The sequence below is a fragment of the Pseudomonas sp. LFM046 genome, from assembly GCF_000949385.2.
In the GTDB taxonomy this organism is placed as follows: domain Bacteria; phylum Pseudomonadota; class Gammaproteobacteria; order Pseudomonadales; family Pseudomonadaceae; genus Metapseudomonas.
Genome location: NZ_JYKO02000001.1, coordinates 274,927 through 299,543, shown reverse-complemented (window position 1 = coordinate 299,543; position 24,617 = coordinate 274,927). Strand labels below are relative to the sequence as shown.

Below are 24,617 nucleotides of genomic sequence, written 5' to 3'. Positions count from 1 at the left end.
CCTTAGTGAGCCACGGCAGCGGCGCCGTGCTCGTCGATCAGCGCGCCGGTATGGAAACGGTCGATGGAGAAAGGCTTGGCCAGCGGATGCATCTCGCCGCGCGCCAGGCTCGCCGCGAAGACGTGGCCCGAGCCCGGAGTGGCCTTGAAGCCACCGGTACCCCAGCCGCAGTTGAAGAACAGGTTCTTCACCGGGGTCTTGGAGATGATCGGGCAGGCGTCCGGGGTGGTATCCACGATGCCGCCCCACTGACGGTTCATGCGCACGCGGGAAAGGATCGGGAACATCTCCACGATCGCCTGCAGGGTGTGCTCGATGGTCCCGTAGGAACCGCGCTGGCCGTAGCCGTTGTAGCCGTCGATGCCGGCGCCGATGACCAGGTCGCCCTTGTCGGACTGGCTGATGTAGCCATGCACGGCGTTGGACATGATCACGCTGTGGATGATCGGCTTGATCGGCTCGGAAACCAGCGCCTGCAGCGGGTGGGATTCCAGCGGCAGGCGGAAGCCGGCCTGCTTGGCCATGTGCCCGGAGTTACCGGCGGTGACCACGCCGACGCGCTTGGCGCCGATGAAACCACGGTTGGTTTCGACACCGATCACCGCGCCATCCTGCTTGCGGAAACCGATGACTTCGGTGTTCTGCAGCAGGTCGACGCCAAGGGCGTCGGCGGCACGGGCGTAGCCCCAGGCTACGGCATCGTGGCGGGCCACGCCCCCACGACGCTGCACGGTGGAACCCATGATCGGGTAGCGGGTGTTCTTGCTGCAGTCGAGGAACGGAATCTCCTCGGCCACCTGGCGGGCGTCCAGCAGTTCGCCGTCGACGCCGTTCAGGCGGTTGGCATTGACCCGGCGAGCCGAGTCACGCATGTCTTGCAGGGTGTGGCACAGGTTGTAGACGCCGCGCTGGGAGAACATGACGTTGTAGTTCAGGTCCTGGGACAGGCCTTCCCACAGCTTCATGGCGTGCTCGTACAGCTGCGCCGCTTCGTCCCACAGGTAGTTGGAGCGGACGATGGTGGTGTTGCGCGCGGTGTTACCGCCGCCCAGCCAGCCCTTCTCCACCACCGCGACGTTCTTCACGCCGAACTCCTTGGCCAGGTAGTAGGCGGTGGCCAGACCGTGGCCGCCACCGCCGACGATGATCACGTCATAGACCGGCTTCGGCGTCGGGTTGCGCCACATGCGTTGCCAGTTTTCGTGGTGGCTCAGGGAGTGCTTGAACAGACCGAAGCCGGAATAACGTTGCATGCCGAGACTCCTGGATTAGCGGTAGACGGGGAAGTCGGCGCAGAGGCCGGCGACCTGTTTGGCCACCTGGGCTTCGACGTCGGCATCGCCGAGGTGGTCGAGGATGTCGCAGATCCAGCCGGCGAGTTCGGTGGACTGTTCTTCCTTGAAGCCACGGCTGGTGATGGCCGGGGTGCCGATGCGCACGCCGGAGGTCACGAAGGGCGACTGCGGGTCGTTCGGTACGGCGTTCTTGTTCACGGTGATGCCGGCGCGGCCGAGGGCGGCGTCCGCCTCTTTACCGGTCTTGCCCTGCTTGATCAGGCTGACCAGGAACAGGTGGTTGTCGGTGCCGCCGGAAACCACGTCGTAGCCGCGCTTGATGAACACGCCGGCCATGGCCTGGGCGTTCTTGATCACCTGGGCCTGGTAGTCCTTGAAGCCGGGTTCCAGCGCTTCCTTGAAGCACACCGCCTTGGCGGCGATCACGTGCATCAGCGGGCCGCCCTGGGCGCCGGGGAAGACCGCGGCGTTCAGCTTCTTCTCGATCTCTTCGTTGGACTTGGCCAGGATCAGGCCGCCACGCGGACCGCGCAGGGTCTTGTGGGTGGTGGTGGTGACCACGTCGGCGTAGGGCAGCGGGTTCGGGTACAGGCCAGCGGCCACCAGGCCGGCGACGTGGGCCATGTCGACGAACAGCAGCGCACCCACTTTGTCAGCGATGGCGCGGAAGCGCGGGAAGTCGAGGGTCTTGGAGTAGGCGGAGAAGCCGGCAACGATCATCTTCGGCTTGTGCTCGACGGCCAGGCGCTCGACCTCGTCGTAATCGATCAGGCCGGTGGCGGTGTCCAGGCCGTACTGCACGGCGTTGTACAGCTTGCCGGAGGAGGAGACCTTGGCACCGTGGGTCAGGTGGCCGCCGTGGGCCAGGCTCATGCCGAGGATGGTGTCGCCGGCCTGCAGCAGGGCCAGGTAGACGGCGCTGTTGGCCTGGGAGCCGGAGTGCGGCTGGACGTTGGCGTAGTCGGCGCCGAACAGCTGCTTGGCGCGGTCGATGGCCAGTTGCTCGACCTTGTCGACGAACTCGCAGCCACCGTAGTAGCGCTTGCCCGGATAGCCTTCGGCGTACTTGTTGGTCAGGCCGCTGCCCTGGGCTTCCATCACGCGCTTGCTGGTGTAGTTTTCCGAGGCGATCAGCTCGATGTGGTCTTCCTGACGGCGCTCTTCTTCCTGCATCGCACTGAACAGTTCGTCGTCATAACCCTGGATCTGGTCTTGCTTGCTGAACATCGATGATCTCCTGCGACAACCCGCTGTCGTATCTGTTGTTTTGGGGGCCCCGCACCGACCGCTGGAAGACTGCCGGTACCTGCCTGTTGGAGCCGATTGTGCGAAATAGCCCGACGCCCCGTTTGCCTGTTTGCGACGTGTAAATGCCCAAACTGACCCATGGGTGAACGGAGGCACCTCTTCTTTTCTGTGCCCTCACCACTGCATCCGGCACCGCGCCGGGAAAGAGGCCTGGACGACGCAGGCCAAGGGGGTTGGGACAGGTGCGAGCAGGCCAGCGGTGCAGACCCGCCGCCACGCCGCGAAATCGATAAAACGACAGAACCGGTTTTCAACCGCCGCCTCACTTGCCGCCACCCAAAAACGACAGTCGCTCTGTCGCATCGGCGCCATCCGTGGGTGCGACTTCAATCGCGATGACTGAGTGCGGTCGTGCCTGGCGAATGAATTCCCCCTACAGAAAAGCGACCAGGTCTTCGCCGCGCATGAGCCAATGCCCCCTACCCCGCGCCGGCCACCGCCTCCCTTCGATCGCTCATTTTCTGAGCCAATTCAGGGCGTTGCCGACGAAGCTGCCCCCAGAATCTGTGCAATGGACTGTGGATAAGGTGTGGGCGCTCGCCTGGGGCGCCGGTGACTCGGGGCCTGCAGGAACCGATCAAAAAACATACAAATCGGCGGAGCAGCGCTGAAAATTAAACGCACGATTAAATTTTGTAACCCGCGCCGCACCTGGGTTTCATCGCTGATATAAAAGCCCCGTTCAAATATTGACCAATCTGGAACCCGGCACTGTCGAGCGGTCATGGACGCGAAGCGCGCCCTGCCCCTTCGTCATCCCAGGCGCCGGTGGATCGCAGCCGATACGAGGCAACCTGACATGAGCGAAACCCTGACCTACCGTGGCGCTGTCTACCCCTGGCATTGCGATCACATGGGCCACATGAACGTGATGTGGTACGTCGGCAAGTTCGACGAGGCCACCTGGCAGCTCTTCACTCTGCTGGGCCTTGCGCCATCGCGTCTGCGCGACGAGAACGCCGGCATGGCGGCGGTGGAGCAGCAGATCGAATACCGCCGCGAGTTGCACGCAGGTGACGTGGTGTCCATCCATTCCCAGGTGCTGGAAATCAAGGACAAGTCCATTCGCTTCCGTCATGAGATGCGCAATGACGAGACCGGCGAAATCGCCGCCGTCACCACCCTGGTGGGCGTGCACCTGGACACCCTGGCCCGCCGGGCCCGCGCCTTTCCCGTCGATATCCGCGAGCGCGCCGCCGCCTGGCAGGCCCCGTAGCTTCCGGAGCGACGCGGAGAGGATCAGCCGTTCAGCTGGCTCAGGCAGGACTGGGACACTTTCACCAGACGCGCCTGGGTCTCTTCGGGCAGCGGCGTCTTCTGGCCCTTCAGCCGGTCCAGCTCTTCCCGGCTGAACTCATTACTGATCTTGTCCGCCGCGCAGCCGCAATAACGCTGCAGCTTGTCGGGGGCAACGGTGGCCTGGCCGCTGGATTGGCAATCCTGCATGAACTTCTCGCGCTCACCAGCGGGCCAGTCGGCGCCGATGGCCGGCAGGCCGATCAGCATGGAGACGAAAAGGGCGATCAGGGTCTTGCAACGCATGTCGGTACCTCCCTTCGGAGCGGAACACGCGGCAGAGCGCGCTCCATGAATGTGAGACGCCGCCAGTGTCCGGAGTTCAATCGGGATGACCAGGCGCCGCTGGCAGAAAAGGATGTCGCCAGGAACGAAACCTGCGACCCAAACCTGGCGTAAAGTTAGGCCCGATACGCCTGTGACTGCAGGTGAATGGACAGAAGGACCAGTACATGACCGATCAGACCCAGCAATTCGCCAGCGACAACTATTCCGGCATCTGCCCGGAAGCCTGGGCCGCAATGGCCGAGGCCAATCGCGGCCATGAGCGCGCCTACGGCGAGGACCAGTGGACGGCCCGCGCCTCCGACCACTTCCGCCAGTTGTTCGAGACCGACTGCGAAGTCTTCTTCGCCTTCAACGGCACCGCCGCCAACTCCCTGGCCCTGGCCTCCCTGTGCCAGAGCTACCACAGCGTGATCTGCTCCGAGACCGCCCACGTCGAGACCGACGAATGCGGCGCGCCCGAGTTCTTCTCCAACGGCTCCAAGCTGCTGCTGGCCAAGACCGCCGATGGCAAGCTGACGCCCGAGGCGATCCGCGAGATCGCCCTGAAGCGCCAGGACATTCACTACCCCAAGCCGCGGGTCGTCACCCTCACCCAGGCCACCGAAGTGGGCACCGTCTACCGTCCGGATGAAGTCCGCGCCATCAGCCAGGTGTGCAAGGAGCTGGGCCTGAACCTGCACATGGACGGCGCGCGCTTTTCCAACGCCTGCGCGTTCCTCGGCTGCTCGCCCGCGGAACTGACCTGGAAAGCCGGCGTGGACGTGCTCTGCTTCGGCGGTACCAAGAACGGCATGGCCGTGGGCGAAGCGATCCTCTTCTTCAACCGCGACCTGGCCGAAGACTTCGACTACCGCTGCAAGCAGGCCGGCCAGCTGGCCTCGAAGATGCGCTTCCTCGCCGCCCCCTGGGTGGGCCTGCTGCAAGACGACGCCTGGCTGCACTACGGCAACCACGCCAACGCGTGCGCACGCCTGCTGGCGGAGCTGGTGGCCGATGTGCCGGGCGTCAGCCTGATGTTCCCGGTGGAAGCCAACGGCGTGTTCCTGCAAATGTCCGAGGCGGCGCTGGAATACCTGCGCGCCAAGGGCTGGCGCTTCTACACCTTCATCGGTGCCGGCGGCGCCCGCTTCATGTGCTCCTGGGATACCGAGATGGACCGCGTTCGCGAGCTGGCGGTGGATATCCGCGCGGCGATGGGGGCCTGATACAAGCGCAATCCCCTGTAGGGTGGGTCACGCTTCACCGACCCACCATCGGCGGTAGGCCGGGTGACGATGGTGGATGTGAAAAGCGACATCCACCCTACGCACTGGCATTTCTTCCCCAATTCCCCGCCTTACCCCCGTTTTCCGTGGATCAAGCTGTGGACAATCTGTAGAGCCATGGCTGCACCCCGCGTCAGCCGTGGCCTTCCGCCTGCTGGATATTTCCTGATCTATTTCAACAACTTGCCAATTCTTCACACAAATTCTGTGTAGCGAAAGGTACACAAGCTGTGGAAAACCTCCTGCACGCCTTGTACCACGCGCGATACAGGCATCTGATCACTTATTGACCACCCCAAGCACACCTCAGGCTTACCCCCAGAAAGTGTGGATAACCCTGTGCAAAACCTGTTGACGCGCCTGTATAGCTCAAGCCCCGTAATTCCTGGCCTGCAGCCAATTTCACGCACAAGAGAAGTCTCTCGCCAAAAATTTGCGCACAAAATCCGTGCACATCCCTGTGGAAAAGCCGTTGAAAAACAGGTCAACGCCACTAGACACGGGCTGTATAGCCTGATGATCAATTGCCGTTCTAGTGCCGTTTAAGCCCCGTTACCCCGCCTGAACCCGGGATCAGACAGTGGAAAACCGCGCCTTTACCCACAAAGCCGGTGGAGTCTTCTGTGGACAAGCTGTACAGACTCCTTCCCAGGCCCCATTTGGCGCGGGCTGCCGGAATGCGTTCATTTTTCGAGCAGTATCAACAGGTTGCAGCAGGAACCGGGCATCCGGGGCAGGCGCGGGGCGCCTGCCTATACTGGAAACACCCAGCCTGCGGAGGTGCTCATGGCGAACTACTCGGTGGAAGCCATTCGAACGGTCGCCCTGGTCGGCCAAGGCGACAGCGGCAAGACCAGCCTGACCGAAGCCCTGCTGCATCGCAGCGGCGCGATTCCCAACGCCGGCAGCCTGGAGCGCGGCGACACGGTCTGCGACTTCGACCCACTGGAGCGTGAGTACCGCCACTCGCTGGCCTCGGCCCTGGCCCACTGCAGCTACGCCGGTGCCGAGCTGAACCTGATCGACACCCCCGGCTACCCGGACTTCATCGGCCAATCCATTGCTGCACTGGCGGCGGTGGAGACCGCGCTGGTGGTGGTCAACGCCCAGAACGGCATCGAGCTCAACACCCGACGGATGATGGCGCTGGCGGCCGAACGCGGGCTGTGCCGCATGCTGGTGGTGAACAAGATCGACGCCGAGCGGGTGGACCTCCCTGCCCTGCTCGCCAGCCTGCGGGAAGCCTTCGGCAAGGAAGTGCTGCCGCTCAACCTGCCAGCGGACAACGCCAGCCGCGTGGTGGACTGCTTCTTCGAACCCGACGGCGCGGCTGACTTCTCCTCGGTGGCCGAGGCCCACCAGGCCCTGGTGGACCAGGTGGTGGAAGTCGATGAGGAACTGATGGCGCGCTACCTGGAACAGGGCGAGATCGCCCCCGCCGAGCTGCACGAGCCCTTCGAGCGGGCCCTGCGTGAGGGGCACCTGATCCCGCTGTGCTTCACCTCCGCGCGCACCGGCGCCGGCGTGGCAGAGCTGCTGGATATCCTGGCACGCCTGGCTCCCAATCCCACCGAGGGGAATCCGCCCCTCTTTCTCAAGGGCGAGGGAGCGGACGCGAAGACCTTCCGCTCCCGGCCTGACCCGCAGCAACACGTCCTGGCCCACGTATTCAAGGTGGTGATCGACCCCTTCGTGGGCAAACTCAGCATCTTCCGCGTACACCAGGGCACCCTGGTGCGGGACATGCAGTTGTTCGTCGGCGAAGGCCGCAAGCCCTTCAAGATCGGCCACCTGCTACGCCTGCAGGGCAAGCGTCATGAAGAGGTGACACGGCTGATTCCAGGCGACTTCGGCGCACTGACCAAGGTGGACGAAGTGGAGTTCGACTCGGTGTTGCACGACTCCCATGACGAGGACGAGATCCACCTCAAACCCCTGGATTTCCCCGCCCCCATGCAGGGCCTGGCGATCGAGGCCAAGCGCCGGGGCGACGAGCAGCGCATCGCCGAAGTGCTGAACCGGCTCCAGGCCGAAGACCCCTGCGTGAAGCTGGATTACCAGGCCTCCACCCAGGAAACCGTGCTGCGCGGCATGGGCGAGCTGCACCTGCGCTACCTGCTGGATCGCATCACCGGCACCTACAAGCTGGAAGTGGAAACCCGCCCGCCCAGGGTGCCCTATCGCGAAGCCATCACCCGTCCGTCCGAAGGCCACAGCCGGCACAAGAAACAGACCGGGGGCGCCGGCCAGTTCGGCGAGGTGTTCCTGCGCATCGAACCGCTGCCCAGGGGCTCTGGCTTCGCCTTCGCCGATGAGGTGAAGGGCGGCGTGATCCCCTCTCAGTTCATCCCCTCGGTGGAAAAGGGCGTCCGCTCGGTGCTCGCCTGCGGGCCCCTGGCCGGGCTGCCGGTGGAGGACGTGAAGGTCACCGTCTACGACGGCAAGCACCACCCGGTGGACTCCAAGGACATCGCCTTCCAGGCCGCCGGGCGCAAGGCCATGCTCGACGCCCTGCGCGCAGCCGGCGAGGTGGTGCTGGAGCCCGTGGTCGAAATCGAAGTCAGTACGCCGGAAGCGAACCTGGGGGACATCACCACCGACCTCATCGGCCGCCGTGGCCAGGTCACCGGCACCGAGTCCCTGTCCCAGGGCCTGGCGCTGATCCACGGCCAGGTGCCCCTGGCCGAGCTGGACGGCTATGCCGGCCGGCTCAAGGCGATCACCGCCGGCCACGGGGCCTTCAACATGGTCCTCAGCCACTACAGCGCCGCGCCCCAGGATGTTCAGCAGAAGCTTGCCGGGGCCTACAAGGCGGTGCAGGAGGAGGATTGAGTCCGCAGGGGGATCGCCCGCGCGGGATCGAGGTGATTCCTCTGCTCGATCAGACCAACCCCTCCGCCTTCAACGCCTCCTGCACGGCCGGACGAGTGGCCACGCGGCCCTGGAAGGCCTGGACTTCCGGACAGTCGGAAATATCCATGTTCACAAAGCCCGCCCAGTTGGCCACGGTGAAGAGGTAGGCATCGGCAGCCGTGAAGTCGTCACCGGTCAGGTACTGGCGCCCGCGCAATTGCTCGGATATCCACTGCAGGCGCCGGTGGGCCATGCCGGAATAGGTCGCCTTGGCCTTGTCGTCCAGCGTCGGGTTGAACAGCGCACCGAAGCTCTTGTGCAGCTCGCTGTTGATGAACGCCTGCCACTCCATCACCCGGTAACGCAGCAGCGAACCGGCGGCGGGCATCAGGTCGGTGCGGCCCGCCTGGTCGCACAGGTACTGGCAGATCACCGGCCCTTCGGTCAGCGATTGTCCATTGTCCAGTTGCAGCAGGGGCACGTAGCCCTTCGGATTGTTGCGGTAATAGTCCTCGCCGCCCGCCGTCTTGTGTGCGGCCAGATCGACTTTTTCCAGACTGAAGGGTTTGCCGATCTCGCGCAGCACGATATGCACGGCGAGGGAACAGGCTCCGGGGGAATAGAAGAGTTTCATCGCGCTGGGTCCTCTGGCTGTTCGCAGATAACCGACGCAGGCGTTGCGCCGGCGGAAGAATCATCTGAACAAGCATAGTGGGGGTTGCCCCCACGAACAGTGGACCAGCCTGTGGAAAAGCTGTTCATGCCTGACGCCCGCCCGCAAACGGCAAGGGACGCCGAGGATTGGTGGTTTTTCCAGCGATTTCAGCGACTTGCACACAGCAACTGTGCACCGCTGTGCCCACAAGCTGTGGACAGATGGCGCGAGCCCGCGCAGGGCGCGGGCTCGCGGGAGATGCTCAGAAAACCATCAGTAATCGATGGCCACGTCGCCCTTGGGAATGCTGCAGCAGGAGAGGATGTAGCCTTCGGCGACGTCTTCGTCGGTGATGCCGCCGTTGTGTTCCATGTCCACATCACCGGCAGTCTTCATCACCTTGCAGGTGCCGCAGATGCCCATGCCGCAGGCCTTGGGAATATGCAGCCCGAGCTTGGCGGCAGCCGAGTGCACGGTCTCGCCGGGGGCAACGCGGATGCTCTTGCCGGTCCCGGTGAACTCCACCAGGTTCATGGCGCCAGCCGGCACTTCGGCTGCGGCCTCGGCGGCGTGTTCCTTCACCTCTTCGCGGATTTCCGGCGGGGTCGGCCCGAAGGCTTCTTCGTGGTAACGCTTCATGTCGAAGCCGGCGGCTTCCAGCAGGCGCTTGACCGCCGACATGTACGGGGTGGGACCACAGCAGAAGATTTCCCGGTCCATGAAGTCGGAGGCGATCAGGTCGAGCATCGCGCGGCTCAGGTAGCCCCGGTAGCCGGACCAGGTCTCGCCGATCTCATACTTCTCGCAGATCAGGTGCAGCTTGAAGTTCTCGATGCGCGAGGCCATGTGGCGCAGTTCGCGGTGATAGATGATGTCCTTCGGCGTGCGCGCGCTGTGAACGAAGATCATGTCCACCGCGCCATTGGTATCGAAGAACCAGCGCGCCATGGACATCACCGGGGTAATGCCGACGCCGCCGGACAGGAACAGCACCTTGTCCGCCGGGAAGTCGATGGCATTGAACAGGCCCACCGGGCCGTGCACCGGAATCACATCGCCTTCTTTCAGGTTGTCGTGCAGCCAGTTGGACACCTTGCCGCCCGGCACGCGCTTGATGGTCAGCGAGAAGCTGTAGGGCACCGAAGGCGAGCTGGAGATGGTGTAGGAACGCATGATCGGCTGGCCGTCGATCTCCAGCTCCAGGGTCACGAACTGCCCGGGCTTGAAGAAGAACACCATGGGCTGGTCAGCCATGAAACAGAAGGTGCGCACGTCCCAGGTTTCCTGGATCGCCTTGACGCAGCGAACCATATGACGGCCGTTGGTCCAGGTCTGGGTCGTGATGGGATTGAGGAAGTTATTGGTCATGACGCTGCTCCGCGCATGGCCGGATATCGGCCTAGTGAAACGGATTGTGAATAACGCAAAAACGGCCCACTTACCTGTCTGCGACATTCACATGCTCATCGCGACCTGCCAGCAACCACAGGGGCTCCCGCGTCGGAAACGGATGTTCCCATGTCGCCCATAGGCAAGGTCGTACCTGCCAGCGCCAGCACACTGAATTCCAGCCGAACCACAAGGCTTCCGAGCGAACAACCCTCGACCCCGCAGCAGGGCAGCCAGTCGGCAGGCGAGCAACGAGGGCAGGTCACGCCGCCTTGCGTGACAACCGAACCAGCCACTTAATTGCGGCGGTCGCCATCGCGACCAGCCATTGAGGAGTTACCGATGGACGTCACTTCCACCCTGAGCCTGGGCGATCCGCTTGAACCCGCACGCAAGGCCACGGCCGAAATGCTTCGCGAACGCGACCATACCTTCTCCCTGCCGCAGCCGTTCTACAGCGACGAGCGCCTGTTCCAGATCGACATGCAGGAGATCTTCCACAAGGAGTGGCTGATCGCCGGCATGACCTGCGAGATCCCCGCCAAGGGCAACTACCTGACCCTGCAGATCGGCGATAACCCGATCATCGTCATTCGTGGCGCCGAAGGTCAGATCCACGCCTTCCACAACGTCTGCCGCCACCGTGGCTCGCGCCTGTGCGTCAGCGACAAGGGCAAGGTCGCCAAGCTGGTCTGCCCCTACCACCAGTGGACCTACGAACTGGACGGCCGCCTGCTGTTCGCCGGCACCGAGATGGGCGCCGACTTCGACCTCAAGGACTACAACCTCAAGCCCGTGCACGTGAAGAGCGCCGGCGGCTACATCTTCATCAACCTGTCGGAAAACCCGCCAGCTATCGACGACTTCCTCTCCACCCTGGCCCATTACATGGAGCCGTACGACATGGAGAACACCAAGGTGGCCGTGCAGACCACCTTGATGGAAAAGGCCAACTGGAAGTTGGTGATCGAGAACAACCGCGAGTGCTACCACTGCAACGGTTCGCACCCGGAACTGCTGAAGACCCTGCTGGAATGGGACGACGTCACCGACCCGCGCGCCAGCCAGGCGTTCAAGGACCAGGTCGCCGCCTGCACCAAGGCCTGGGACGAGGAGAAGATCCCCTACGCCCACGCCAGCTTCGGCCTGCGCAACCGCATCGTGCGCATGCCGCTGCTCGACGGCACCGTGTCCATGACCATGGACGGCAAGCAAGGCTGCAAGAAACTCATGGGTCGCATCAAGAACCCTGACCTGGGCTCCATGCGCATCCTTCACCTGCCCCACGCCTGGAACCACTGCATGGGCGATCACATGATCGTCTTCACCGTGTGGCCCATCAGCGCCCAGGAAACCATGGTCACCACCAAGTGGCTGGTGCACAAGGATGCCGTGGAAGGCGAGGACTACGACGTCGCCCGTCTGCGCGAGGTCTGGGATGCCACCAACGATCAGGACCGTCGCCTGGCCGAAGAGAACCAGCGCGGCATCAACTCCACCGCCTACCAGCCCGGCCCGTACTCCAAGACCTACGAGTTCGGCGTGATCAACTTCCTCGACTGGTACAGCGAGCGCGTGCTGAACAACCTCGGCGACACCCCGGCCACCAAGCTGCGCCAGGTCGGCGCCGAGTAAGGCGGGAAGTCGAAGCCATGTCCCTGTGCCTGGGCTTCGCAATCCTGCTGACGATCTACGGCCTGGCGTCGAGCCTGCTCGGCGCCTGGTACCAACGCTCACACTGAGGTCCCTTCGGACCACCCTCGCTCCCGTCAGGATGTCGGCCCTGACGGGAGCTTTTTTTTGCCCTCGAAATGCCCGGCGCGGGCAGTGAACCGCCGGGCTTTCCGTCTTCACCCGCGCATCCACGCCCAGGTTGCAGCGCGCGCCAGGCCACGTTCGATTCAGACGTAGCCCAACCCTTGCGCACCCCCGATCAGCTCATTTCGCTCCGCAAAAAAAGGAAGGATAAGTCCTACATTGCTTTCAGAAAGCGCACCCAATCTCCCGAGAAAATTCCTTCTTCACTTACAGGTGAGTCCGGTCTTTGTCCTCAGACATAGAAGAAATTTCCTACTGGCGAAGACGATTCTCGGAAAAGGTCGAGGAATTCTCTTCTTTACCCCTGCGAATGAACGAGGCGTCTCTCTGATATCACACCAAAGTGCCATCACTTTAATGGCATGCATTTTTGTAGTGATAGCCTATGGACATCAAAGTGATATCAACCTTGAAATCCCAGCAACCAACGGATCGGGGACGCATATCCCAGCCGAATGCACGAGGGGCGAGCCCGGGAATGTCGTGCCGACTGCAGGGACGGATGTCATCGATTCGACGTAGGCCACCAAGGAGTGCGGAAGATGAAAATCAAGAAGATTGCAGCTGTGATTGGTCTGGTTCTCGCTTCATCGGGTGTTCGAGCCAGTGAGTCGAACACCTTCAGCGCCGTCATCCGCTTTACCGGCGAGATCGTCGTCGGCGCCTGCAACGTGCCCAACGCGCAGTGGTATCAGCATGCGGGGCGCGAGCGGGGCCAAAGTCCGCTCCGGGCCGGCGCCGTCCCTTCGCGCAATGGCACTTGTGCGGGTATCGCCGATACCCGCTCGGTCAGCTTCACGCCGGTGTCCTACGCACAGAACGGATCGGTGAAGGCCGGCATCGTCACCGTCGAATACAACTAGTGCGAAGCCTTCGGAGCCGGTCTCAGGCCGGCTCCGAAGGCGGCGCCTCGCCGGCCTGGCCCATGCCCAGGTTGTTGCGCCGGGCGAACTCCGCCAGCTCCAGCAACGACGCCAGGTTGAGCTTCTGCTGGATACGGCTCTTGTAGGTGCTCACGGTCTTGTTGCTGAGCAGCATCTTTTCGCCGATTTCCTTGTTGGACAGCCCCGAAGCCAGGTACTGCAGCACCATCAGCTCCTGGTTGGACAACCGGCCGACCATCTCCGCCTCGCTAAGCGCCGGAGCGCGGCCGACATTGAGGACATTGGTGGGGAAGACGGTGAAGCCAGCCTTGATCGCGTTGATCGCGGTCACCAGGTTCTGCAAGTCCTCTTCCTTGCTGACGAAGCCCTTGGCGCCGGCCTGGAAACAGCGCTGGGAAAAGCTGTCCGCCGACTGGGAAGTGAGGACCAGCACGTCGCTGTCCAGCCCCAGGGAGCGGATGCGCGTGATGACGTTGAGACCGTCGAGGCGGGGAATGCCTATATCCAGGATGACGATATCCGGCTCGTACTGGCGCACCAGCTGCAGGGCGTCCACGCCGTTGTCGGCTTCGCCCACGACGTCCATGCCATTGCGTTCCAGCAACATGCGGACGGCCATGCGGATGACCGGATGATCGTCGACTATCAGCGCACTTTTCATTGCCACCTCTGGGCTATCGGCCCGCTCTTCCCTGTGCAGGGCGACGGCCTGTGGACCGTAGCCATTGCTGGTGAAATTTCCTACAGGCTATCAGGAAGTGTCGCCTAGCTGGCACTTCCCACCCCCAGTAACGTGGCCGCCCCACCACCCGCTGCCGAGCGTTGCCCGATGAAGAACATCAGCATTCTGGTACTGGAAGACGAACCCTTCCAACGCCTGGTCGCCGTCACGGCGTTGCGCGAACTGGGCCTGGAACGCATCCATGCGGCAGTGGACGGCGCCGAGGCCCTGGACCTGCTCGAAGCCACTGGCGGTGTGGACATCGTGCTCTGCGACCTGCGGATGGCCGGCATGGATGGCCTGACCTTCCTCCGCCACGCCAGCCAGACCGGCGTGGTCCGCTCTGTGATCCTCAGCAGCGCAGTGGACAAGGACCTTCGCCAGACCACCATCGCCATGACCCGCTACCTGGGCCTGGCGTTTCTCGGCGACCTCGGCAAGCCCTTCGACATGACGCGCGCGGCCGCGCTGATCGCCCGACACAAGAGCCTGCCCGAAGAAGCGCCGAGACCTCCGATCCCGCCGCCACCGCAGGCGCCGGAAGAGTGCCTGCGCGGCCTGGAACAGGGCGAGTTCGAAGCCTGGTTCCAGCCCAAGTTCCACCTCCAAAGCGAAACCCTGCTGGGCGCCGAGGTTCTGGCCCGCTGGCGCCATCCACGCCTCGGTGTACTGTCGCCCGCCAGGTTCCTGCCAACCATGGAGTCCCACGGCCTTCTGAATCGCCTGTTCTGGCGACTGTTCGGACAGGGACTGGCCTTGCAACAGGAGCTGGCCCGCAGCGGACGCCAGGTGAACCTGGCCTTCAACCTCCAGCCCCGTCAGTTGGTCGATGGCGACCTCGCGCTGGCAATCGGGCAGATCCTTGAAGAGGCCGGTCTACCGGGTTCCGGGCTGACGTTCGAGCTCACCGAAACGGGTGTGCTGGAGGCCCCGGCGGTCAGCCTGGAGAGCTTGGTGCGCCTGCGTCTGATGGGCTGCGAACTGGCGATGGACGACTTCGGCGCCGGCTATTCCTCCCTCGACCGCCTGTGCGAATTGCCCTTCAGCCAGGTGAAGCTGGATGCCAGCTTCGTCCGCAAGCTGACGAGCCAGCCACGCAGCGCCGCCATCATCGGCAACGCCGTGAGCCTGGCCGAGGACCTCGGCATGACGCTGGTCGTGGAAGGCGTGGAAACCGCCGAGCAACGCGAACGACTGCTGTCGCTCGGCTGCCGTGTGGCCCAAGGTTTCCTCTTCTCCCGCCCGCTGGATCGCAACGCGTTCCGTGCCTTGCTGGCGCACAAGAGCGCCGGCCTTCACTGAAGATCGCTGGCCAGCTGCGCCGTCAGTTCCCGTTCCAACCTCAGCATCGCGCTGCGCAGCGCCTCGGCCGCTGTCTGCAGCGCGTCCGGCTCCGGCGCCTTGCAGACCTCTTCCAGATGCACACAGGCGTCGATCAGGGGCTCTGCCCGGATCACCCGCGCAGCCCCTTTGAGCCGGTGGGCGAGTTCCGCCAGACCCTGCGCATCGCCACGCTCGGTCAGCTCGGCAAGGGGGACCAGGTCACGGCGGTTGGTCGCCAGCAGTTCGTTGACCAGGTTGCGGACCAGGCCGGGGTCACCGCCGGTGAGGGGCGCCAGCGGTGCGAGATCGAACAGCGCCTGGGCGCCCACCGCAATCGCCTCGGGTGACGCATCGACCTCGACAGGCAGCTCCCCGCCCGAGGCGCCGCGAAGCTTTTCCTCCAGCAGGTCGAGGCCGATGGGTTTGATCAGGCAGTCGTCCATGCCGGACTGGAGACCGCGCGCCACTTCCTCCGGCTGGGCATCGGCGGTCAGGCCGAGGATGAGGATCGGCGCACGCTGCCCGCCTCGCTCCTCGTCGCGGATCGCGCGGGTGAGTTCGGCACCGCTCATACGCGGCATGTGGCAGTCGGTGGCGACCACATCGAATGGGCGCGTCCGCCACAAGGCCAACGCATCCAGGCCGTTCTCCGCTTTCATCACCTCATGCCCGAGGAAGCCCAGTTGCTGGGCGAGAATCTGCCGGTTCACCGGGTGGTCATCCACCACGAGCACACGCAAGCGGCGCTTCGGCCGTTCGGAAATCGCCGGCGCAGCGGCCGCTACGGCCACCGGATCGAGGCGCTGCAGGCGCAGTTCAACGTCAACCCGCGTGCCCTCGCCCGGCGTACTGGCGAGGGTCAGGCGCCCGCCCATCATTTCGCAGAGCGAGCGGCTGATCACCAGCCCCAGGCCCGCGCCCTCGGTCTGGTGATGACCACGTTCGACCTGGGCGAACGGACGGAACAGGCGTTCCTGATCCGTTGCGGAAATGCCGACGCCGGTGTCCTCGACGCTGAGGTTCACCTGCAGCACACCAGGCTCCGAGTCCTCGCCCTGAATGCTGAGACGCACGCGGCCGGCGCTGGTGAACTTGATCGCATTGCTCACCAGGTTGGAAAGGATCTGCTTGAAGCGCATGCCATCCACCAGCACGTCGCCCTGGATGCTGGAGTCGATCTCCAGTTCGAGGTTCAGGCGCTTCTGCCGCGCCAGCCCGTCGAACACCCGCGCCACCGACTCCACCAGCTCCCGCAGGTTGGCCCGGTGCGGCGCCAGGCTCAGGCGGCCGGACTCGATACGGGCGATGTCGAGGATGTCGCCGATCAGCACCAGCAAGCTGCGCGCCGAGCCATACGCAACTTCGATGCTGGCGCGATCGATGGGCTGTTCGCCGGTGCGCTTGAGCGCCAGTTCGAGGATGCCGATCACCGCATTCATCGGGGTGCGAATTTCGTGGCTCATGGTCGCCAGGAAGGTGGTCTTGGCGCGGCTGGCTTCGTCCGCGAGGTTCTTCGCTGCCTCCAGCTCCTCCACCAGGCGACGGTGCTCGGTGATGTCCAGCCAGCCACAGATCACGCCCTTCAACACGCCGGCGGAATCCTTGAACGGCTGCACCCAATGGTCGATCCACCTTTCGCCGTTGGCCAGGCGCACAGCATGCACGCCCTGGATCAGGCGGCCCTCGGTCATGGCCTGGAGGTAGAGCCGATGAATATCCGGCGCTGCCTCGAAGACCCCGGCCGGCAGCTCCAGTGCGGTGCGCCCGCACACCGCGTCCAGCGGCAATCCGACGCTGTCCAGGTAGCTGCGATTGCACGACAGCAGGCGCCCCTCGGTATCTCGCACATAGAGCGGTGGCGGCATGCCGTCGGTGAGGGTCTCGATGAAGCGCAGCTCGTCGCTGAGCTGGCGCTCCGCCGCCCGCCGCCGACGAATCTCGCGTCGCTGGTAGAGCACCCAGGCCAGCACCAGCAGCAGCGCCAGGACGGCGCCAAGGACGATGCGCTGGATAAGGCTGTCGTAATCGCGCCAGGTCTGCGGGCTCATGCCTGGCGTACCTCGCCAGCGGCTGGTGATGGCGTTGAGCTCGCCCGGCGGGAGGCTGGCCAGCACCCGGTCGATGATCGACTGGAGCTCGCCGTCGGCACGGCGCACGGCAAAATTGACCGTGGCCTTGCCGACCTTCGCCGGGGCGGAGATCGTCAAGCGGTCGGCGAACAGGTGGGCGATGTAATAGCGGGCCACGGGCAGGGCGACGACCGCATAGTCCGCCCCGCCCTTGCTCACCAGGTTCATGGCATCGAGCGAGGTCGCCACCTCGATCAGTCGACTTCCCGGATAGGCCGCAAGCAATTGATCGTGGGGCACATGCTCCCGGGCCAGGGCGAGCCTCAGCGCCTGTGCATTGTCCGCCGGAGCGCTGACGCCGGCGTCGCCAATCAGCACGAAGGGAACGTTGGCGATGGCGCGGGAGAAGCGCAGCTGACCTTCAGGCACCTGGCCGGGGCTGAGGATCGCCAGGTCGGCGTCGCCCTGCAGCAGGTTCGCGACCTGCTGGGAGGCACCGCCCGAGCGGCTGAAGACCGTGAAGCGCAGGCCCGTCTGCACCGTCACCGCGTCCAGCAGGTCGGCGAAGTAGCCACGGAAGCGACCCTCTTCGTCGAAATAGGCCCCCGGCGCCATATCGTCGTCGATCACCAGGCGCACCTGTGGATGCTGCTTCACCCATTGCGCCTGCTCCGGCGAAAGCGAGAGCGGCTGGCTGAGCGGCATCAGGCCGCTGCCCACCCAGTTCCGCACGATATCGTCCAGCCAGGTCTGGCCGGAGGCCCGCAGGGCATCGTCGAGCCCACGCAGCAGTCGCTGGTCGTCGGCCCGCACGATGAAGCCCAGGCTGGTGTCCGTCGCCTCGGGGAAATGGTCGAACTCGATCAACCCGTTGAAGTTGCGATTCATCCGGAAGGACACGGCAAGGAAATCCCCCAGGAGCAAGTCGGCCTGGCCGAACGCAACCATCGCCATCGCCTCGTCGATGGATGCCGCCTCCAGCCGGCGGGCCTGCGGGTAACGCTCGGCTAGCAAGGACGTGAACTCCGCCGGTGCGGCAACCCTCACCCCGGCCAGGTCGGCGGGAAGGGGATTGGCTCCCTTGTAGCGGCGAAACAGCGCCAGGCGATCGCGAACCATGGCTCGACTGTGGGCAACGACACCCTCCTCGCCTTCTCCCGCAGGCCCGACCACGACATCCACCTCGCGCCGGAGGAGGGCATCGAGCAAGGCTGGTCGGTCCGGGTACTGACGCAATCTGACCTGCAGGCCCAGCAGTTGCCCGACCAACTTGGTGGCGTCGGCGACGATGCCTTCGTAGCTGCCGTCGCGCTGGTTGATCTCCAGCGGCTCGACACCCTGTGCCGGAACGCCCATCACCAACTCGCGCTTGTCGCGTAGCCAGCGCCAGTCTTCATCGCTGATGGCGAGCGCTTGGTGATCCACCTCCAGCGGGCTGGACAAGGTACGCGCCGGCGCCTGCCCTTCGGCCCGCAGGCCGGCGGCGAGCAGCAGCAGAATGACCGCGAGCCAGGCGTTGAACCCGTGGCGGGAAAGCAGCCGTTGCGAGGTCATGCGGGGGCGCTTCGGGGCCGATTTGGAGAGATGCATGGGGCGAAAACTCTAAGCGCGCTGGACCACGGTTCGTAGGCAAATTCGGCGCCCACAAATCATGTAGGAAAATTCCCAAACGAGATCTTGAAAGCAAGACCGCGAATATACTCGCAGCCCTGCATTCATGCTGACTGCCGAGGTGCATTGTAGACATGCGCAAGGCACTCGATACGGCAGGGCATGGACGTTTCAATTCAGGTTTCTGAACCTTTCCTAATTGCAGAACAGCCGGTTCTGACGGAGATCACGCAATTAACGTTGGGCGACTCCTAAGGCAACACCGGCGAGTGATTCGGAAAAGTCCCATTGGATGTCAGTTTCAAGCGACTCGAACCATCCGAAGGCATGTTCGAGGGAACGTCCTGTTCCGCTTGGCCAAGGAAACCGCGAATACGGAGAACGAAAGATGAGCAAGATCCTGCTGATTGACAATCAGTCGATAACTCGCTTCGCCACCCGCGTCCTGCTGGAGCGCGAAGGGTACGAGATCGTTGGCGAAACGGAGAACGGCGTGGAGGGCCTGAGCCTGGCACGCGCACTGCAACCGGATCTGGTGATCCTGGACATTTCCGTCCCCAAGCTCGATGGCCTGGAAGTGCTGAGCCGCCTGGGCGCCATGAGCCACGGCATCAAGCGCCTGGTCCTCACCGGTCTGCCAGCGTCGCTGTATGCCAACCGCTGCCTCCAGGCGGGCGCCTGTGGCTATCTGTCCAAGCAGGAACAGGCGGTCAGCCTGATTTCCGCAGTGCGCTCGGTCCTCTCGGGCTACAGCCTATTCCCCAGCAGCGTGCACCTTGCCGCGCCGCAGCCGGGGGAGTGCGGAGACAGCCACCTGCTCGACAGCCTGTCTGATCGCGAACTGGCGGTCCTGCAGAACCTGGCCAATGGCAAGAACAACCAGGAAATCGCCAAGCAGCTGTTCATCAGCCACAAGACGGTGAGTACCTATAAATCCCGTCTGATGGACAAACTGAAGACTCGCAACCAGGTCGACCTGATCGACTTCGCCCGCCGCTACGTGCTGCCGACCGCCTGATCGGCGGTCGTCCTTCAGCGCTGTGGCAGGGCGATCACCCGCCCGACATGGACCGGACGCGACAGTCCGGCCTGTTCCGCAGAAATGCCCCGGATACGCTCAGCCACTGCCTCGACGAAAGGCGCCGAGCGTCCGGCACCGCTGTCGATGTTCATCAGCATCTGCTCGCTGGCGGCAAGCTCCGCGGTATCGCCCGGGTAGTGCAGGCTGTGGTGGATGTGCAGCCGCTTCGCGTCGAAGCCCAGGATCTGGGTCCGCACTTCCACTTCCGCCCCCAGCTTCACTTCCGCCAGGTAGTTCAAGTGGCACTCCAGGGTGTAGAGGGTGTGGCCGGTCTCGGCCCGCCCCGCTTCGTCCAGGCCAATCTCGTCCATCAGCGCGTCCGTGGCATAACTGAAGATCAGCAGGTAGAAGGCATCCCGCAGGTGGCCGTTGTAGTCCACCCACTCGGCGGGGATGGTGACGCGGTAGGTGGTCAGGGCTGTGGGCATGGGGGCTCCCGTCACGCCCGCTCCCCGGCCCGCTCCCTGAAGTGCGAGGCGGCCGATAGGAGCGGCGAGTTGAATGTTGGAGCGGCGGCCGTTTCAGGCACGCCGCCCAGGCTCCGAAAAGTGGGCTTCAGCCCACCGCTTCATTCGGCGAAGGCAAACCCATGTTGGGCCTTGGTGTCCTTGATGGCGCCAAGCACCGCCAGCAGACAGTCATCGCGATAGCGCTCCAGCTCGGCAATGCTGCGCGAGCCTTGCTGCTCGGACGTCCCCTCTACCACCCGGTCGATCAGCGTCTCGGTCAGTTCCGGGGCTGGCAGGTAGGTCCAGGGCAGCTGCAACGCCGGGCCGAACTGCGCCATGAAGTGGCGCATGCCGGCATTGCCCCCCGCCAGCGTGTAGGTGAGGAAGGTGCCCATGAAGGACCAGCGCAGGCCGGCGCCGAAACGGATGGCGTCGTCGATCTCGCCCGTGCTGGCGACGCCGTCGTTGACCAGGTGCAGCGCCTCGCGCCAGAGCGCTTCCAGCAGGCGGTCGGCAATGAAACCCGGGACCTCCTTGCGCACGTGCAGCGGGCGCATGCCCAGCGCGGTGTAGATGTCGATGGCGGCCTGCACGGCTTCCGGCGCCGTCTTCTCTCCTCCCACCACCTCCACCAGCGGAAGCAGATACACCGGGTTGAACGGATGCCCCACCACGCAGCGCTCAGGGTGCGTGGCATCGGCATAGAACTCGCTGGGCAGCAGACCCGATGTGCTGGAGCCGATGATCACATTCGGACGCGCCGCTGCACTGATTTTCGCGTGCAGGTCGAGCTTGAGGTCCAGGCGCTCCGGCGCGCTTTCCTGGATGAAATCGGCATCGCGAACGCATTCTTCGATGGTGTCGACGAAGCGCAGGCGGTCCTGCGCGGCGCCGGGCGCCAGGCCCTGCTTCCGCAGCGCCGGCCAGGCATTGGCGATGCGGGCGCGAAGGGCGGCCTCGGCGCCGGGCGCCGGGTCCCAGGCGATCACATCGAGGCCATGGGCCAGGGCGCGGGCGATCCAGCCGCTGCCGATGACGCCGCTGCCGAGGGCGGCAAAGGTTTTGATCTGGGTGACGAAAGTCATGGTGGCTCCTGATGGGCGAATGAGTGGCGAGCAAGGGAAGTCCGCGTGCAATCCGGCCTCCCTCACCCCTGGCCCCTCTCCCGGTGGGAGAGGGGAGGAAATCAGCGGCGCTTGAGCTTCATCTTTTCCCGGCCCTCGGCCGGGGTCAGGGCGCGGCCGCCGAGGCGCTCGATGATCTCGATGGCCCGCTCCACCAACTGGCCGTTGCTGGCGTGCACGCCGCGGTCCAGCCAGATGTTGTCCTCCAGGCCTACCCGCACGTTGCCACCCAGCAGCATCGCCTGGGCCACCATGGGCATCTGCATGCGGCCGATGCCGAAGCCCGCCCAGGTCACGCCCGGCGGCAGGTTGTCCGCCATGGCCTTCATGGTGGTGGTGTCGGCCGGGGCGCCCCACGGGATGCCCAGGCAGAGCTGGATCAGCGGGTCCTCCAGCAGCCCCTCCTTGAGCAACTGCTTGGCGAACCAGAGGTGACCGGTGTCGAAGATTTCCAGCTCGGCCTTCACGCCCAGTTCGGTGATGCGCTTGGCGCCGGCACGCAGTTGGGCCGGGGTGGAGACGTAGATGAAATCACCGTCGCCGAAGTTCAGGGTGCCGCAGTCCAGCGTGCAGATTTCCGGCAGCAGTTCCTCCACATGGGCCAGGCGCTCCAGCGGCCCGACCAGGTCGGTGCCGGTGCCGAACTCCAGGGGCTGCTCGCCCTTGCCGATCTCCAGGTCACCGCCCATGCCGGCAGTCAGGTTGATGATGACGTCGGTGTCGCTCTCGCGGATGCGCTCCACCACTTCGCGGTACAGCGCCACATCGCGGCTGGGCTTGCCGGTCTTCGGGTCGCGGACATGGCAGTGGGCGACGGTGGCGCCCGCCTTGGCCGCTTCGATGGCCGCGGCGGCGATTTCCTTCGGGGTGACGGGAATGGCCGGGTGCTTGCCGACGGTATCGCCGGCGCCGGTGACGGCACAGGTGACGATGACTTCGTAGTTCACGGTTGTTTCATCCTTCTGCGAGGCGATCGGAAACCGTGCGCGGGCAACCCCGCGCACCGGACGTTGCTTTGAATCACTTGAGCGAGGCGAAAGCGCTGTCGACGCCGTTCTTGCCGTCGAATGTGGTGACCCCGGCGAGCCAGCCCTTGACCACTTCCGGGTTGGCCTTGAGCCATTCGCGGGCGACCTTGGCCGGGTCCTTGCGGTCCATGATCGGCTGCATCAGCTGGGCCTCCTGGTCGCTGGTAAAGCGCAGGTTGGTCAGCAGGCGATCGGCGTTGGGGCAGCGCTGGGCGAAATCCGGCGCGGTGACGGTGGAAACCGTGGCGGCACCGTCGTTGGGGCCGAACACGTCGTCACTGCCGGTGAGGTAGGTGATGGGCATCTGGATGTTCATCGGGTGCGGCTTCCAGCCGAAGAACACCACCGGCTTGTTGTTCTTCACCGCGCGCTTGACCGCAGTGAGCATGGCCGCCTCGCTGGACTCGATCAGCTTGAAGCCGGCCAGGCCGAACTGGTTGGTGTCGATCATCTTCTGGATCGCGGTGTTGGCGCCGGAACCGGATTCGATGCCGTAGATCTTGCCGTCCAACTGGTCCTTGAACTTCGCGATATCGGCGAAGGTGCGCAGGCCCTGATCGGCGGCGTAGGTGGGTACGGCGAGCACGGCGATGGCGTCATTCAGCGACGGTTCGGCGGCCACCTTCACCGACTTGGATTCGAGGAAGGGTTTGATGTTGTCGTCCATGATCGGCTTCCAGTAGCCGAGGAAGACGTCGATCTGTTTCTTCTGGATGCCGGCGAAAATGATCTGCTGCGATGCCTGGGTCTGGGTGGTCTGGTAGCCCAGGCTGCCGAGCAGTTCGTTGGCGACGGCGGTGGTGGCGACGACGTCGGTCCAGCCGACCACGCCTACGCGGATCTTCTGGCAACTGGCGTCTTCGGCGGCGAGTGCGGCGGTACTGGACAGAGCGAACACACAGCAACCAGCGAATGCGGTGAGACCTTTCATTGATGCTCCCCTTGCGGCCAAACGGTTTGTACTTGTTTTCAGGAGCCGGGGCTCCTTCCGTTTTCGGGCGCCACTACAACCCGATGGACACAAATTACGCAGCGCAGAATCCGTCGATTCGAACTAAAACGACCACCTGTTGAACAGGAACGACCACTTTCTTGCACTCGCGGGCGCACTGCTTTTTAGTGCCTTATCCCTCTCGCGGAACGCGGCCATGTCCCAGACCTTCAGCTTCCTCCTGCTGCCGGGCTTTTCCATGATCGGACTGATGTCGGCGGTGGAACCCCTGCGGGTGGCCAACCGGTTTCGCGGCGAGCTCTACCGCTGGCGGCTGCTGAGCCTGGATGGTGGCTCGGTACAGGGTAGCAACGGCATGTCGCTGAACGTGGATGGCGGACTGGATGCGCCGCCCGAGGGAGATTGCCTGTTCGTGGTGGCCGGCTTCGATCCCCTGGCCGAATTCGGCCCGCGCCTGTCCCACTGGCTCAACCGCGCCGAACGCGACGGGCTGCTGCTGGGCGGCATCGACACCGGCAGCTTCGTGCTGGCCGAAGCGGAACTCTTTTCCCGCCAGCGCCTGACCCTGCACTGGGAAGCCATCGAGGCCTTCCAGGAACGTTTTCCGGGGCTCAGCGTCACCCAGGAACTCTTCGAGATCGACGGCCGGCGCATCACCAGCGCCGGCGGCACCGCCAGCCTCGACCTGATGCTCACCCTGATCGGCCAGAGCCATGGCGAAGCCCTGGCGCTGCAGGTGTCGGAGCAGTTCGTGGTGGGGCGCATCCGCACCCGCCAGGACCACCAGCGCATGCAGATCGCCAGCCGCTTCAATGTGCACAACAAGAAGCTGGTGCAGGTGATTGGAGAGATGGAGCGGCACAGCGAAACACCGCTGAGCTCACAGGAGCTGGCCGAGCTGGTCAGCGTCACTCCGCGCCAGCTGGAGCGGCTGTTCCGCCTGCACCTGAAGGAAACGCCGTCGAACTTCTACCTCGGCCTGCGCCTGGACAAAGCCCGCCAGCTGTTGCGCCAGACCGACATGAGCGTGCTGGAAGTGGGCCTGGCCTGCGGGTTCGAGTCCTCGTCCTACTTCTCCCGCGCCTACCGCACACGCTTCAGCACCTGCCCGAGTCAGGACCGGCATGAGCATCCGGATCAGGAACCCCACCGCAGCACCGGCTGAAAGGAGGCGAGATCCGTTGTAGGGGCGAATTCATTCGCCCCTA

The 24,617-nt window shown here is 64.3% G+C and carries 19 protein-coding genes; 8 read left to right on the top strand and 11 right to left on the bottom strand.

The genetic code is table 11. From position 1 onward, the window contains the following. Nucleotides 1-2: 2 nt before the first annotated feature. Nucleotides 3-1,253: a sarcosine oxidase subunit beta gene (locus TQ98_RS01380; protein ID WP_103102841.1), complete on the bottom strand. Its 1,251-nt coding sequence runs from the start codon at nt 1,251-1,253 to the stop codon at nt 3-5. 15 nt (nt 1,254-1,268) lie between these two features. Then, a complete protein-coding gene (gene glyA, locus TQ98_RS01375) occupies nt 1,269-2,522 on the bottom strand; it encodes a serine hydroxymethyltransferase (RefSeq protein WP_044871162.1) in 1,254 nt (417 codons plus the stop codon). An 880-nt stretch (nt 2,523-3,402) separates the two neighbouring features. Between glyA and TQ98_RS01370 the strand changes: the two genes are divergently transcribed. Beyond that, the gene (locus tag TQ98_RS01370) at nt 3,403-3,819 is read left to right on the top strand and encodes a thioesterase family protein (protein WP_044871161.1); all 417 of its coding nucleotides are present in this window, start codon (nt 3,403-3,405) and stop codon (nt 3,817-3,819) included. Between the two features lie 23 nt (nt 3,820-3,842). On the opposite strand, the gene TQ98_RS01365 is transcribed toward TQ98_RS01370, so the two are convergent. Beyond that, complete coding sequence (locus TQ98_RS01365) at nt 3,843-4,145, bottom strand: hypothetical protein (protein ID WP_044871160.1); 303 nt, start codon at nt 4,143-4,145, stop codon at nt 3,843-3,845. 206 nt (nt 4,146-4,351) lie between these two features. Between TQ98_RS01365 and TQ98_RS01360 the strand changes: the two genes are divergently transcribed. After that, nucleotides 4,352-5,392: a low specificity L-threonine aldolase gene (locus TQ98_RS01360; protein WP_044871159.1), complete on the top strand. Its 1,041-nt coding sequence runs from the start codon at nt 4,352-4,354 to the stop codon at nt 5,390-5,392. An 846-nt stretch (nt 5,393-6,238) separates the two neighbouring features. Then, nucleotides 6,239-8,284 (top strand): elongation factor G, encoded by a 2,046-nt coding sequence (gene fusA, locus TQ98_RS01355; protein WP_044871158.1) that lies wholly within the window; start codon nt 6,239-6,241, stop codon nt 8,282-8,284. A 49-nt stretch (nt 8,285-8,333) separates the two neighbouring features. Here the strand turns inward: fusA and gstA are convergent, their stop codons facing one another. Next, nucleotides 8,334-8,939 carry a glutathione transferase GstA gene (gene gstA / locus TQ98_RS01350; protein WP_044871157.1) on the bottom strand — a complete coding sequence of 202 codons (606 nt, stop codon included), beginning with the start codon at nt 8,937-8,939 and terminating at the stop codon, nt 8,334-8,336. Nucleotides 8,940-9,233: 294 nt separating this feature from the next. Next, a complete protein-coding gene (gene gbcB, locus TQ98_RS01345; RefSeq protein ID WP_044871156.1) occupies nt 9,234-10,328 on the bottom strand; it encodes a glycine-betaine demethylase subunit GbcB in 1,095 nt (364 codons plus the stop codon). A 363-nt stretch (nt 10,329-10,691) separates the two neighbouring features. On the opposite strand from gbcB, the gene gbcA reads away from it, so the two are divergent. Further along, the gene (gene gbcA / locus TQ98_RS01340; RefSeq protein ID WP_044871155.1) at nt 10,692-11,984 is read left to right on the top strand and encodes a glycine-betaine demethylase subunit GbcA; all 1,293 of its coding nucleotides are present in this window, start codon (nt 10,692-10,694) and stop codon (nt 11,982-11,984) included. A 725-nt stretch (nt 11,985-12,709) separates the two neighbouring features. After that, entirely contained in the window at nt 12,710-13,030 is a 321-nt protein-coding gene (locus TQ98_RS01335; protein ID WP_044871154.1) for a hypothetical protein, read from the top strand. 22 nt (nt 13,031-13,052) lie between these two features. Here TQ98_RS01335 and TQ98_RS01330 read toward each other — a convergent pair whose 3' ends face one another. Next, the gene (locus TQ98_RS01330) at nt 13,053-13,712 is read right to left on the bottom strand and encodes a response regulator transcription factor (RefSeq protein ID WP_044871153.1); all 660 of its coding nucleotides are present in this window, start codon (nt 13,710-13,712) and stop codon (nt 13,053-13,055) included. A gap of 168 nt (nt 13,713-13,880) precedes the next feature. Here TQ98_RS01330 and TQ98_RS01325 point away from each other — a divergent pair, with 168 nt between their 5' ends. Further along, the gene (locus TQ98_RS01325) at nt 13,881-15,074 is read left to right on the top strand and encodes an EAL domain-containing response regulator (RefSeq protein ID WP_044871152.1); all 1,194 of its coding nucleotides are present in this window, start codon (nt 13,881-13,883) and stop codon (nt 15,072-15,074) included. Here TQ98_RS01325 and TQ98_RS01320 read toward each other — a convergent pair. Then, the gene (locus TQ98_RS01320; protein ID WP_044871317.1) at nt 15,068-18,718 is read right to left on the bottom strand and encodes a transporter substrate-binding domain-containing protein; all 3,651 of its coding nucleotides are present in this window, start codon (nt 18,716-18,718) and stop codon (nt 15,068-15,070) included. The two genes, TQ98_RS01325 and TQ98_RS01320, sit on opposite strands and share 7 nt — an antisense overlap. A 445-nt stretch (nt 18,719-19,163) precedes the next feature. Between TQ98_RS01320 and TQ98_RS01315 the strand changes: the two genes are divergently transcribed. Then, a complete protein-coding gene (locus TQ98_RS01315; protein ID WP_044871151.1) occupies nt 19,164-19,793 on the top strand; it encodes a response regulator transcription factor in 630 nt (209 codons plus the stop codon). Nucleotides 19,794-19,807: 14 nt separating this feature from the next. On the opposite strand, the gene TQ98_RS01310 is transcribed toward TQ98_RS01315, so the two are convergent. From TQ98_RS01310 to choX, 4 genes are all read right to left on the bottom strand, one after another. Further along, on the bottom strand, nt 19,808-20,284 hold the full coding sequence (locus TQ98_RS01310; protein ID WP_044871150.1) for a thioesterase family protein: 477 nt from the start codon (nt 20,282-20,284) through the stop codon (nt 19,808-19,810). A 140-nt stretch (nt 20,285-20,424) separates the two neighbouring features. Beyond that, a complete protein-coding gene (locus TQ98_RS01305) occupies nt 20,425-21,390 on the bottom strand; it encodes an L-carnitine dehydrogenase (RefSeq protein ID WP_044871149.1) in 966 nt (321 codons plus the stop codon). A gap of 101 nt (nt 21,391-21,491) precedes the next feature. Then, nucleotides 21,492-22,376 (bottom strand): 3-keto-5-aminohexanoate cleavage protein, encoded by an 885-nt coding sequence (locus tag TQ98_RS01300; protein WP_044871148.1) that lies wholly within the window; start codon nt 22,374-22,376, stop codon nt 21,492-21,494. A 73-nt stretch (nt 22,377-22,449) separates the two neighbouring features. Further along, nucleotides 22,450-23,388 carry a choline ABC transporter substrate-binding protein gene (choX, locus tag TQ98_RS01295; protein WP_044871147.1) on the bottom strand — a complete coding sequence of 313 codons (939 nt, stop codon included), beginning with the start codon at nt 23,386-23,388 and terminating at the stop codon, nt 22,450-22,452. A gap of 217 nt (nt 23,389-23,605) precedes the next feature. Between choX and TQ98_RS01290 the strand changes: the two genes are divergently transcribed. Further along, nucleotides 23,606-24,574, top strand: coding sequence for a GlxA family transcriptional regulator (locus TQ98_RS01290; protein ID WP_044871146.1), 969 nt, complete (start codon nt 23,606-23,608; stop codon nt 24,572-24,574). Nucleotides 24,575-24,617 lie beyond the last annotated feature (43 nt).